Annotated in this window: 9 protein-coding genes; 3 read left to right on the top strand and 6 right to left on the bottom strand. The window is 71.0% G+C overall.

Annotated elements, in window-relative coordinates:
- Nucleotides 1-60: 60 nt before the first annotated feature.
- From ACTMTI_RS18780 to ACTMTI_RS18755, 6 genes are all read right to left on the bottom strand, one after another.
- Nucleotides 61-1,167, bottom strand: a complete 1,107-nt coding sequence (locus ACTMTI_RS18780) for an acyltransferase family protein (protein WP_441121683.1) — start codon at nucleotides 1,165-1,167, stop codon at nucleotides 61-63.
- Nucleotides 1,160-1,942 (bottom strand): alpha/beta hydrolase, encoded by a 783-nt coding sequence (locus ACTMTI_RS18775; protein WP_441121682.1) that lies wholly within the window; start codon nucleotides 1,940-1,942, stop codon nucleotides 1,160-1,162. The genes ACTMTI_RS18780 and ACTMTI_RS18775 overlap by 8 nt, the downstream gene beginning before the upstream one ends.
- A gap of 506 nt (nucleotides 1,943-2,448) precedes the next feature.
- Nucleotides 2,449-3,111 (bottom strand): response regulator, encoded by a 663-nt coding sequence (locus ACTMTI_RS18770; protein WP_441122092.1) that lies wholly within the window; start codon nucleotides 3,109-3,111, stop codon nucleotides 2,449-2,451.
- Entirely contained in the window at nucleotides 3,105-4,394 is a 1,290-nt protein-coding gene (locus ACTMTI_RS18765; RefSeq protein ID WP_441121681.1) for a sensor histidine kinase, read from the bottom strand. The genes ACTMTI_RS18770 and ACTMTI_RS18765 overlap by 7 nt, the downstream gene beginning before the upstream one ends.
- A gap of 392 nt (nucleotides 4,395-4,786) precedes the next feature.
- The gene (locus ACTMTI_RS18760) at nucleotides 4,787-6,835 is read right to left on the bottom strand and encodes a beta-galactosidase (protein WP_441121680.1); all 2,049 of its coding nucleotides are present in this window, start codon (nucleotides 6,833-6,835) and stop codon (nucleotides 4,787-4,789) included.
- Nucleotides 6,836-6,837: 2 nt separating this feature from the next.
- Nucleotides 6,838-9,156, bottom strand: coding sequence for a beta-glucosidase (locus ACTMTI_RS18755; protein ID WP_441121679.1), 2,319 nt, complete (start codon nucleotides 9,154-9,156; stop codon nucleotides 6,838-6,840).
- 317 nt (nucleotides 9,157-9,473) lie between these two features.
- Here ACTMTI_RS18755 and ACTMTI_RS18750 point away from each other — a divergent pair, with 317 nt between their 5' ends.
- The 3 genes from ACTMTI_RS18750 (at nucleotide 9,474) to ACTMTI_RS18740 (ending at nucleotide 12,411) form a co-directional block, all read left to right on the top strand.
- A complete protein-coding gene (locus tag ACTMTI_RS18750) occupies nucleotides 9,474-10,490 on the top strand; it encodes a LacI family DNA-binding transcriptional regulator (protein WP_441121678.1) in 1,017 nt (338 codons plus the stop codon).
- 318 nt (nucleotides 10,491-10,808) lie between these two features.
- A complete protein-coding gene (locus ACTMTI_RS18745; protein ID WP_441122091.1) occupies nucleotides 10,809-11,378 on the top strand; it encodes a hypothetical protein in 570 nt (189 codons plus the stop codon).
- A gap of 100 nt (nucleotides 11,379-11,478) precedes the next feature.
- Nucleotides 11,479-12,411 carry a hypothetical protein gene (locus ACTMTI_RS18740; protein WP_441121677.1) on the top strand — a complete coding sequence of 311 codons (933 nt, stop codon included), beginning with the start codon at nucleotides 11,479-11,481 and terminating at the stop codon, nucleotides 12,409-12,411.

Raw genomic sequence — 12,411 nt, 5'->3', positions numbered from 1 at the left:
CGCCATGAAGGCCTGAGGTTCTGCCATGGCCTCGTGGTGGGTGTTGTTTCATGCCAAATGTCACAAAGAGCGGACTCGCTCGTCAAGCTGATGACGACACCATGTCATAAAACCGAAGATGCCCGCCAGGACCAGGCCGAACACCGGCAGCAACGCCACTCTTCCGGCCACCCACATCATGGTGTCGGGCCGCTGGTAGAGCCCGAAGACCAGCACGGTCAGCACCAGCGCCGTCATGTGCCACACGAAGACCCGCATCGCCGACAGATTCGCCGTCGCCACCACTGCCCAGAGCCGGGGCCGCCGCATCAGGGCGGCCAGCGGCTCGCGCAGCTGCAGGGCCAGCCCCACCTGCGCGATGCCGAAGCTCACCGCCGCCAGAGAGAGCGGGCTCAGGTTGGAGACCCGCTCACCGGTGACGCCGACCATGCTCGCCGGGTAGCCGAACCAGCCGATCAGCGCCACCGCCCCGGCCGCGCCGCCGGCCAGCAGCCAGGCGGCCGTCCCGCGCGCCCGCAGCCCGCCGTTCGCGCTCAGGATCCCCAGCAGGTACGGCACCAGCCACCCGGCGAGCAGGTTCAGCCAGCCGACCTGCTCGGGAGCGCCGAGGACGAAGCGGGCCACGTCGACGACCGCCACCGTGGCGACCATCGCGGCGACGGCGACGCCGGGCCGTACCCGCAGGAGGGCAGGGGTGCACGCGGTCAGCAGCGCGAACACGGCCAGGAACCAGAGCGGGGCCACCGCAGGCAGGACCACGGCCCGCAGCTCGCGGTAGGGCAGGCCGCCCAGCGTCGACAGCAGCGTCGCGAGGACCGCCCAGAGGACGATCATCGGCACGGCGGGCAGCAGCAGGCGGCGCATCCGCGCCGACACCCACGTCCCGTACGGCCGGCGGGCGCTCCCGGCGGCGACGTGGCCGCCCACGAAGAAGAACAGGGCCAGCGCCTGGAAGATCCAGGAAAGGGCGCCGAGACCGGGTAGGTGGACCAGAGGGCTGGTGATGACCAGGTGGGGGTTCAGCTCCCAGGCCGCGCCCAGCCAGTGGCCCAGGACGACGCCGAGGATCGCGAACGCCCGCAACGCGTCCAGCGCCCGGTCACGGCCGGGCGGGGTGGCCTGCTCGATCCTCTCCACGTGCCAGGCCCAGCGGCCGGCGTCAGCCATGCGACACCTCCGCCGCCCTGCCGAGGATGATGAGGGCCAGGTTGCGCAGCGAGGCGGTGCCGGGGGTGAAGTAGTCGCTGTGCCCGCCGGGGCCGGTGGCGAAGAGGCGGGCGCCGAAGGCCGGGTCCATCGGGTCGCCGCCGAAGCCGAAGGGGCCGATCTTGAGATCGGGCACGTACGACACCCAGTCGCGGTCCCCCCGCCCCGCCCACACCCGGGGCGCCTCACCGCCGGAGGACCAGGAGCCGCCGGAGGCGTCGGCGGGTCCGGAGGTCAGGGCGGCGGCGGTGGGCCGGGTGGTGCCGGGGCTGCCGAAGAGCGCCACGTCGGCGAGGGGCAGGCCGGGGGCGGCCTTCGCGCAGACCACCGAGCCGTAGCTGTGGCACAGCAGGCTGATCGGGGCACTCGTGCGGGCGCGCAGGCCGGTGACCTCCTGCCGCAGGGCCCGCGCGCCGTCGTCGGCCGCGCCCTCGGTCAGGACGTCGGTGCTCCACGTGGCCGGGCTGTCATAGCCCAGCCACGCCACCACCGCCACGCGGGCGCCGGGGTCCAGGCGGCGGGCCTCGGCGAGCAGGGCCCGCGCGGCGCCGCCCGGACGGTGGGTGCTGTTCTCGAACGTGGCGGCCGTGGTGTCCGAGCCGGGCACGATGATCGCCACCCGCTCGGCCGTGGCGAGATCGCCGTAGACCTTGACGAGCCGTTCGCCCGCCGGGGGCTGCGCCGCTGCCGTCGCCCCCAGGACCACCACGCCGGCCGCGATGAGTTGCCTGATCACCGGATTCTCCTGTCCCTCTGTAGATGAGGGACCTGAAGCTACGAATCAGGCCTGGTCGTCCGCGTCGCCGTATGGAGTGGTCTTCGCGCGTCACTCTCAGGGGGTACGGCGGTCAGGCAGGGTGGCGGTGACCGCGAAGCCGCCCTCGGGTGTGGGACCGGCCTCCAGCGTGCCGCCGAGCAGTGTGACGCGCTCCCGCATGCCATCGTGAGCCCGGAATTTTGAATGTGGAGCACCGGGCCCATGGCGTAGACCTGGCCGAGTGTCGTGAGGGTCCAGGCGGGCAGCGGCCGGCGCCGTCGGAGGATCACGGGCAGGGTCGTGGCTGCGGCCGCCAGGGAAAGGAGCCCGTCGTCCTGGGGGTGCCGGCCGAGGTAGGGCTGGGGAGGAGACCGCAGGTAGCTCTGGGGTCTGGGCGTCCATCAGTCCGTCCAGGGCGACGAAGGACAGCGTCACGGCCACGGGCACGTCGATGAGCGGAAAGCGGCGACACGTGCCGGCGGGACTCACTCACCCGGCCGCACCAGTCCGGTCTCGTAGGCGTAGACGATCGCCTGGGCGCGGTCGCGCAGGTCGAGTTTGCCCAGCACCCGGCCCACGTGCGTCTTGACGGTCTGCTCCGAGACGATGAGCCGGGTGGCGATCTCCTGGTTGGACAGGCCCTGCGCGATCAGCGTCAGCACCTCGGTCTCCCGCTCGGTCAGCTCGGCCAGCCGCCGCACCGTCGGCGCGCGGGGGCCGCCCAGCCGGGCGAACTCGGTGATCAGCCGCTTGGTGATCGCCGGGGCGATCAACGCCTCACCCGCCGCGACCACCCGGACGGCTTCGGCGAGCTGCAGGGCGGAGGCGTCCTTGAGCAGGAACCCGCTCGCCCCGGCCCGCAAGGCCTCGTAGACGTAGTCGTCCAGATCGAAAGTGGTCAAGATCAAGATTTTTGGTAAAAAATCGCCAGAACTCAGGATCTGGCGGGTCGCTTGCAGGCCGTCCATCTCCGGCATCCGCACGTCCATGAGGATCACGTCCGGCTTCAGCAGCGCCGCCCGCTCGACGGCCTCCCGTCCGTTCGCCGCCTCCCCGATCACCTCGATGTCCGGCTGGCTGCTCAGGAACACCGTGAACCCGGTCCGCACCATCCCCTGATCGTCCGCGATGAGCACCCGGATCACGATCGCACCTCTCCCTCGCCCGGCACGGGCAGGACCGCTCGCACCTCGAACCCGCCGCCCGCCAGCGGCCCCGCCTCCAGCGTGCCGCCCAGCAGGGTGGCGCGTTCGCGCATGCCGAGCAGGCCGTGCCCGGCCCCCGTGGGTTCCGGGGACGCGCCGCCCGGCCCGTTCATGACGCGCAGCCGTACCTCCTGGGCGGTCCGCGTGATCTCCACCGCCGCGGCCGAGCCCGGCGCGTGCCGCATCGCGTTGCTCAGCGACTCCTGGGTGATCCGGTAGACCGCCAGCTCCACCGCCGAGGGCAGTCCCTCCAGCGGGCCCCAGCGCTTGACCGTGACCGCGATCCCGGCCGCGCGGGTGGTCGCGACCAGCTCCTCCACCCGGTCCAGGCCGGATTGCGGCGCGGTGTCGGTGCGGCCCTCCTCATCACGCAGGACGCCCAGCACCTGCCGCAGCTCCGCCATCGCCTCCAGTGACAGCCCGCGGATCTGCGCCAGGCCCTTCTCCAGCAGCTCGGGGTCGCCCCGCGCCTCCAGCGGGACGGCCTCGGCCTGGATCGCGATCACCGACATGTGGTGGGCGACCACGTCGTGCAGCTCGCGGGCGATGCGCGTCCGCTCGGCGAGCACGGCCTGCGCCCCCTCGGCGAGCTCGGTGCGCCGCTCCTCCTCCACCAGCTTGGCCGTGGCGCTGCGCCGTACGCGCACGTTGTAGCCGAACAGGACTGCGACGGTCACGACGATCATCTCGATCACCACGCCCGTGTCGGGGTTGCCCACCCACAGGGCGAGGACGGTGAGGAACCACACGACCAGGGAGACCGCGGGTTTCGCACGGAGGCCCACGGCGTAGAGCACGAGCAGATAAGTGATCGCCGCCGGGGTGGAGTACGGCAGATCGTCGGGGTTGAGCCGCGTCGTGACGTAGATCGCGAACGGGTAGGACAGCGCGGCGGTCCGCCAGGCCGCCAGCGGCCATCGGTCGCGCAGGGCCAGCGGCACGGAGAAGGCCAGAGCGGCCACGTAGACCAACACGACGGGCACCCCCACCAGCGAGCGGGTGGCCCAGAGCAGTTCGTTGGCGTTGAGGAACTCCGAGAGCGTCGAGCCGAAGAAGAGACCGGCCAGGACGAGGTCCCCGACCCGGACCACGTCGATCGTCCGGAAGGGCAGCGGTCCCGCCCACCGGGGCATGGGCCAGCGCAGGCGGGGGGAGCGGGGAGTCGGCGGGTCCGCGTCGCCCCGGGCCAGCGTGTCCCAGAGGGCGTTCAAGACGGCCGAGATCACCGGACCAGCCTACGAGCCGTCTGACCTGGATCGCATCACCCCTGAGAGGGTCACTCCCAAGGACTACTCCGTCAACTGCGCACTGTTCGACGACGCGGAGACCGCACTCCTCGGCTGCGTCTGCATCGACCCGCCAGAGCGCCAAGGCGCCGACGCCGAGGTCTTTTGGTGGGTGGCGGACGACCGCGTCGGCACAGACCTGGAACGCACGATGGACGCGCTGGTCCCGCAGTGGATCGCGGAATCCTGGCCGTTCGGGCGCCCGCGCTTCATCGGGGTTTTGGCATGGCTCCGGAAAAGGGCGCGAGGTGACGGGCCACATCGAAGGAAGGCCGCCGCTGGGCGGCCTTCCGTCTTGCGTCTGTGGCCGATCGGCGCCCCAGCGCGGGCCGCTACGCTGTGGCGCGCCGGATCACCGCCGCTCCCAGGGGTTCCAGCGCCACCTCTCCGGACACCGGCCGCCCCGTGAGCAGGTCCGTCCCCTCCCCTCCGATCGGGACGGACGCGCTCACCTCACCGCTGTGGTTGAGCAGGAACACGTATTCGAACTCCGCATCCCCCCGCACCGAGCACTCCACGTGGGCCGGAACGCCGTCGAAGAGCGGGCGTACCCCCGCCTCCGCCACGGCCTCCGTCACCAGGGCGTCGAAGGCGGCCGGCTCCAGCAGCGTCGCCACGTAGATCACCCGGCCGGCGCCGTACCGGTTCTCGACCACGGCGGCCCGCCCCTCCAGCAGCCCGTCCCCGTACGTAGCCAGCGCCGTGCCGCTCTCCAGGTGCAGGTCCTCGCGCCACCACGTCGACGTCGTACGCCGCCCGTCGGCGAACTCGACGGCGAACTCCTCGTGCGGCCTGGCCGGCCAGTACTCGTCGATCTTGGCGCCGATGAGCTCGCGGAACGCCCCCGGGTAGCCGTCCGGCCGCACCCGGTTGCGCTCGTCGACCACGCCGGAGAAGAACGACATCACCACCGTCCCGCCGTTGCGCGCGAACTCGGTGATCCGCCGCACGCCCTCGTCATCGATGAGGTACGCGTTCGGCACCACCATCACCTTGTACGACTCCAGCGCGGCCCCCGCCGGCACCACGTCCACCGGGTAGTGCCGCTCCCACAGCGGCGTGTAGTGCCGCATGACCGTGTCCGGGTAGCTGAAGTCGTTGCGCGGCAGGCCGAACGTCTCTTCCAGCCCCCACCAGCCGTCCCAGTCGAACAGGATGGCGATCTCCGATCGTGACGTCGTGCCCGCCACCGGCGCCAGCAGCTTCAGCTCCCGCCCCAGGTCGATGATCTCCTTGAACGTCCGCGAGTCAGGCCCGGAGTGCGGCAGCATCGCCGAGTGGAAGCGCTCCTGCCCGCCGCGGCTGGCCCGCCACTGGAAGAACATCACCGAGTCGGCCGCCCTGGACACCGCCTGCAGCGAGCCCAGCCGCATGCGCCCCGGCTCCTTGACGATGTTGAGCGGCCACTGGCTGACCGCGCTGGCGGCCTGCTCCATCAGCATCCACGGCTGCCCGCCCTTGAGCGAGCGGAACAGGTCGTAGTTGAACGCCGCCGACACATGCGAGTCGGCGTCGGCCGGGTTCGGGTAGATGTCGAGCGCGACCGCGTCCTCCTCCGGCGCCCACTTCCAGTAGTCGGCGTGCCGGAAGAAGCGCATGAAGTTCGTCATGACCGGGATGTCGTCGCGGAAGGACCGGACGATGTCCCGCTCGGCGATGTAGCACTCCAGCAGCGCGTCGGAGGTGAAGCGCTTGAAGTCGAGCCGCCGGGTGGGATTCATCCAGGTGCGCGGGATGTTGGGCACCTCGATCTGGTCCCAGTCGGTGTAGATCTGGCCCCAGAAGCGGGTGGTCCACGCCTCGTTCAGGGTGTCCAGGTCGCCGTATCGACGCTGCAGCCAGCGCCGGAAGCTGACCGACGCGGCCTCGTTGTACGCCGTCGGCCCGTACTCGTTGCTGATGTGCCACATCGCCAGCGCCGGATGGAAGGAGTAGCGCTCGGCGAGCTTGGTCGTGATGCCGGCCGCGTATTCGCGGTAGATCGGCGACGACGGGTCGTAGTGCAGGCGGTTCCCGAAACCGAACGGCTGCCCGTCTTCCCTGATGGGGAACACCTCGGGATGCAGGTGGGTGAGCCAGACGGGCGGCGCCGCCGTCGGCGTGGCCAGGTTCACGCTGACGCCGTTGTCGTGGAGGAGATCCATGATCTCGTCCATCCAGCCGAACTCGTACTTGCCCGGCTCAGGCTCCAGCGACGCCCACGCGAAGACGCCGAGCGAGACGGCGTTGACGCCGGCTTCGCGCATGAGGCGGACGTCCTCCCGCCAGACGGCGGGATCCCACTGTTCGGGGTTGTAGTCGCCGCCGAAGGCGAAGCCGCCCACGCGGTTCCTGAACGCGTCCATGTGAGTCATGCCGATGCTCCCGTCGTCATATGCCATGATCAATGCCCCTTTTCGACCGAGACGGTGGTCAGCCGCCGCTCGGCGCCGGTGATCTCGTGGACCGGGCCGGTCAGCGTCACCGTCCGCTCCGCCACCACGTCCGCGACCGAGCGGCGGATGGACACGCCCACCTCTCCGGGCTCGACGACGCGCCGCCCCTCCCGGCCGGTGAACGCCAGCAGCCGCGCCGGCACGTCGAACCCGACCCGGGCGCTCTCGCCGGGGTCCAGCTCGACGCGGGCGTATCCGGCGAGCTGGGCGACCGGCCTGGTGACGGAGGCGATCCGGTCGGCGGCGTACACCTGGACGACCTCCGCGCCGGGCCGCTCGCCGGTGTTGCGCACGGTGACCGAGCAGTGGATCGACCCGCCGGTCGGGGCCGTCACGTCGGCGGACATGTCCTCGTACGCGAAGCTCGTGTAGCTCAGCCCGTGGCCGAAGGGCAGCGCGGGGGCGGGGTCGATGTTGCTGACCGAGCCCGCCCCGCCCAGCTTCGGATGCAGGTAGCTGTAGGGCTGACCGGCGGGGGAGCGGGGCAGGCTCATCGGCAGCCGGCCTGAGGGGTTCACCGCGCCGCTGAGCACCCGGGCGATCGCGCCCGCGCCCTCCTCGCCGGGGAAATAGGCCTGTACGACCGCCGCGGCGTCCCTGAGCAGGCCGGGCACCGCGTACCCGCGGCCGGTCATCAGCACCACCACGGTCGGTGTGCCCGTCGCCAGGACCGCCTCGGCCAGCTCCCTCTGGGCGCCGGGCAGCTCGAGGGTCTCCACGTCACAGCCCTCGCCGGAGGTGCCCCGGCCGAACAGCCCCGAGCGGTCGCCGAGCACCAGGATCGCCAGATCGGAGCCGGCGGCCAGGCGGGCGGCCGCCGCGATCCCCGTACGGTCGCCGTCGTCCACGCCGGTGCCCCGCTCGGCGCGGATCGCGGCGTCGGGGAACTCCGCGCGCAGGGCCTCCAGCACCGTGGGCGCGGCGAGGCCCGTCTCGACCTCGGGGAAGTGCGGCAGCACGTGCTGGACGAACGAGTAGCAGCCGAACAGCGCGGCGACGCTGTCGGCGTTCGGGCCGACGACGACGATGCTCGTGCCGGCGGCGTCGCCGAGCGGGAGCACGCCGTCGTTGGTCAGCAGCACGATCGACTCCTCGGCCAGCCGCCGCGCCAGGTCGCGCGAGGCGGGATCGTCGAGGTCCACCGGGCCGCCCAGGGCGGGCTCGTAGTCGTCGTCGAGCAGGCCGAGCCGCGCCTTCTGCGTCAGCACCCGGCGTAGCGCCCGGTCCACGAGGGACTCGTCGATCCGGCCCGTGGTCACGGCCCGCTTGAGCGGCTCCAGGTAGGTCACGCCGTTGGGCAGCTCGACGTCGATGCCCGCGGTCAGCGCCTGCACGGCGGCGTCCTCGGCGTCGGCCGCCACCGCGTGCAGGGTGTGCAGGAACGCGATGGCGAAATAGTCGGCGACGACGGTGCCGTCGAAACCCCAGTCGTCGCGCAGGACCCCGGTGAGGTAGTGGGCGTCGGCGGCGATCGGGATGCCGTCGATCTCGGCGTAGGAGTTCATGACCGAGCCCGCGCCCGCGTCCCGTACCGCGACCTCGAAGGGGAACAGCAGCGTGTCGGCCACCTCGCGGGCGCCCGCGTGCACCGGCGCCAGGTTCCGGCCGGCGCGGGAGTTGGAGTAGCCGACGAAGTGCTTCAGCGTGGCGATGACGCCCGCGGACTGCAGGCCCCGCACATACGCGGCGCCGATGGTCGCGACCTCGTACGGGTCCTCAGAGACGCATTCCTCGACGCGCCCCCACCGCTGGTCGCGGATCACGTCGAGCACCGGCGCCAGGCCCTGGTGCACGCCGAGCGCGCGCATGCTCGCCCCGATCCTGCCGGCCATGCGCTCCACCAGGTCGGGGTCGAACGACGCGCCCCACGCGGGCGGCACCGGATAGACCGTGGCCCGCCACGCCGCCAGGCCGGCCAGGCATTCCTCGTGCGCGAGCGCGGGGATGCCGAGCCGGGTGTTGTCGCGCAGCCACCGCTGCCGGGCGGTCAGGACCTCCCTCGCCCATTCCGGGTCCACCGGCCGGGTGCCGTAATGGCGGGTGATCTGGCCCAGGCCGTGCCCGGCGAACGCCTCGAACTGCACCTCCTCGCCCTGCATCGAATCCTGCAGCGGCGCGACGACGCCCTCCTCGCGGTTGACGTTCAGCCACACGCCCACGAGCTGGGCGAGCTTCTCGTCGAGCGACATGTCCGCCAGCAGGTCCGCGATCCGGCGCGCTCGGCGCTCGGTGGTCTCCGACGTCGGCTGCTCAACACGTGCAGGCATACACCCTCGCTGGAAGGAATGGGGATTCGGGGCGCGATCGACGTTGATAGCGCTAACTGAGGCTTTTCCCTGCGCCGCTGGGGGCGGCGGCCGGATCAGGTCGGAAAATTTCTGGCTAACTTTCCGAAAGGTTACCGTGACATTGCCGATCCGTTACGGTAGGCTCCCGTCCGTAGTGCTGTCAACAGTCCGGGTCGATTAGCCAAAAATCGCTGGTTTTCCCAGGTCAAAGGGCCTACTCTGCCTTAACGTTATTTTCCGAAAGTTGCATTCGCCGGTGTCGGCCGGATGGCGGCACCATGGCAACGGGAGGTCAAGTGGCCCGACCTACGCTCGCCGACGTCGCGGCGGCCGCGGGAGTGTCGGTGCCGACGGTGTCCAAGGTCCTGAGCGGGAAGAAGCACGTCTCCGCCGCGACCAGGGACAAGGTCCTCGAAGCGGTCCGCGCCTTCGGCTACGAGGCCCCGCGTCCGCCGAGCGCGCCCCGCGTCGGCATCGTCGACCTGCTCATCGACGGGCTCGGCTCGCCGTGGGCACAGGTCCTCATCAGGGGCGCGGAGCGGGCGGCGGCGCGGTGGGGGTTCTCGCTCGTCGTGACCTCGTCCGCGCGGCCCGACTTCGACCTGCGGCGGTGGATCGGGATCATGCGCAAGCGCGGCACCGACGGCATCGTGCTGGTCCTCTCCCGTGCCCACCAGGACGAGATCGTCGCCATCGAGGAACTGCTGCACGTCCCCCTGGTGCTCCTCGACCCGGTGGGTCAGCGCGACCCGCGCATTTCCACAGTTGGGGCCACGAACTGGTCGGGCGGCGTCATGGCCGCCACCCACCTGCTCGAGCTCGGGCACACGCGGGTGGGCTTCATCGGCGGTCCGCTCGACACGCAGTGCACGCTCGACCGCTACGAGGGCTATCTGGCCGCGCACCGCACCTTCGGCATCGACCCCGACCCGGAGCTGACCCGCTACGGCGATTTCCTCATCTCCGGCGGCAAGCACTTCGGGGGCGAGCTGCTCGATCGCGACGATCCGCCCACCGCGATCTTCGCCGGGTCCGACCTGCAGGCCGCGGGCGTCTACCAGGCGGCGGCCGAGCGCGGCATCCGCGTCCCCGGCGGCCTGTCCGTGGTCGGCTTCGACGACTCGCCGCTGTGCGAGATGCTGTCACCGCCGCTCACCACCGTGCGCCAGCCGCTCGACGACATGGCCAACGAGGCGGTCCGGCTCATCTCCGAGGAGCTGACCCATCCACGGGGGGCCGCGGGCACGCGCATCGAGCTCGCCACGTCCCTCATCGTCCGCGCCAGCACCCAGCACGTCACCGGAATCGCCTGACACGCCCCGCATGCAGCCCTGACCAGCCCTCGGTCCACACGCCGGGGGCTTCGCCGCCGGTTTACCGGGCGAGGTAGATCTTTGCCCGATTTATGGTGGTTTGTTTGCTTGTGTCCAAGTTTACGGCTAACGTAGTTCCTGTTCCCGGCGAGTGCCCCGTTCCTTACTTCCTCTGGGTCAGGACCGCTCGACCGGACCGGATTCCGGTTCTCTCTGGTTTCCGCAGTACTCCGCGTAGCGTCCGTATGGCGTGATGCCCGGCTACGTCCATCAAGCGAGTGCTATGCCGTGTCCCCTAACGAAGGACGTTGCTTGACGATGTCTGCCCGCCTGCGTTCCCTTGCCCTGCTGACCGCCTCCGCGCTCAGCGCCCTGACCATCGGCTCGACCGCGGCCCACGCCGACTCCGGCGGCACGGAGCAGAAGGCCGTGCTCAAGGGCTCGACCACGGCGTCCTACTTCTGGGACGACTCCTCCGGCCGCGCCGGAGACACCGGCCTGCCCGCCGCCGGCAAGCCGATGCAGAAGGGGCTGGCCGCCAGCCCGAGCTGGCCGCTGATGACCGAAGGTTACGCCATCTACAAGGGCAAGAAGCTGCCGTTCTTCGTCGGCGACCGCGGTCCCGGCGACCCCTCGAGCCGCGGTGTCATGCTGGACCTGGACGCCAAGACCTTCGCCGAACTGACCGGCGGCAGGTTCAACGCCGACACGCTCGGCGTGGACGGCGTCGGCGGCGAGGGCCACATCAAGATCGAGTACGTCATCACCAAGTGGGGCGACGGCGTGGGCAAGAAGAGCTTCCCGGTCGCCTTCTCCACCGGCGCCTGGGCCGAGCGCGACGCCACGCCGCAGGTGAAGCAGGTGGCGGTGAAGCGTCCCGCCGGCTGACGGCAGCACGCTCACATCAGCACGTCCACGAGGAGGGCGCCCCACGCGGGGCGCCCTCCTCTTCTGTATCGTTACAAAGCGATCTGCAGAAAGGACGCCCATGACCGAGGTTCCCCGGCCTCTCTACCGAGATCCCATGTTCGACGGCGCCACCGATCCGACCGTGATCTGGAACCGGGCCGAGCGGGCGTGGTGGCTCGTCTACACCAGCAGGCGCGCGACGGCTCCCGACCGCGGGGACGTCAGCTGGGTCCACGGCACCGACCTCGGCGTCGCCTCGTCCGCCGACGGCGGGGTGAGCTGGCTGTACCGGGGCACGATCGAAGGACTCGACCTCGAATGGGGCCGGCACACCTACTGGGCGCCGGAGATCATCGACGACGGCACCACATACCACATGTACGTCAGCGTCATCCGCGGCGTCCCCGGCGCCTGGCGGCCCCACGAACGCCACATCCGCCACTACACCAGCCCCGACCTCGTACGCTGGACGTACCAGTCCACCCTTGAGCTGTCCTCCTCGTACGTGATCGACGCCTGCGTGGCGCCGCTGCCCGGCGGCGGCCACCGGCTCTGGTACAAAGACGAGGCCGCCGACTCCCACACCTGGGCCGCCGACAGCGACGACCTGTATCGATGGCGGGTCAAGGGGCCGGCGGTCACCATCTCCGCGCACGAGGGACCCAACGTGTTCACCCTCGGCGGCCGCCACTGGATGATCGTGGACGAATGGCACGGCCAGCGCGTGCTCAGCTCGGACGACCTCGACGTCTGGAAGCCTTCGGGGCTCATCCTCGACCGGCCGGGTTCGGGGCGGGACGACGGCGGGTTCGGGTATCACGCGGACGTCGTGGTGACGGGGGAGGAGGAGGCGCTGGTCTTCTACTTCACCCATCTGGACGGCGCGGAAGGGGAGCGCCGCTCGGCCGTTCACACCGCGCGGCTGCGCGTCCGCGGGGACGAGCTGACCTGCGATCGCGACGAGAGGCTCACCGGGCCCATCCTGCCCGTCGCGGGCCCGGCACATCCTTGA

This window comes from Nonomuraea sp. H19, from assembly GCF_052068215.1.
Taxonomy (GTDB): Bacteria; Actinomycetota; Actinomycetes; order Streptosporangiales; family Streptosporangiaceae; genus Nonomuraea.
The sequence above is the reverse complement of the archived record's forward strand: the minus strand, read 5'-3'. Positions and strand labels throughout refer to the sequence as shown.

Coding starts and splice junctions, on each gene's coding strand:
- ACTMTI_RS18780 (WP_441121683.1), bottom strand. CDS start 1,167: ATGGCTGACGCCGGCCGCTGGGCCTGGCACGTGGAGAGGATCGAGCAG.
- ACTMTI_RS18760 (WP_441121680.1), bottom strand. CDS start 6,835: ATGGCATATGACGACGGGAGCATCGGCATGACTCACATGGACGCGTTC.
- ACTMTI_RS18755 (WP_441121679.1), bottom strand. CDS start 9,156: ATGCCTGCACGTGTTGAGCAGCCGACGTCGGAGACCACCGAGCGCCGA.
- ACTMTI_RS18745 (WP_441122091.1), top strand. CDS start 10,809: ATGTCTGCCCGCCTGCGTTCCCTTGCCCTGCTGACCGCCTCCGCGCTC.
- ACTMTI_RS18740 (WP_441121677.1), top strand. CDS start 11,479: ATGACCGAGGTTCCCCGGCCTCTCTACCGAGATCCCATGTTCGACGGC.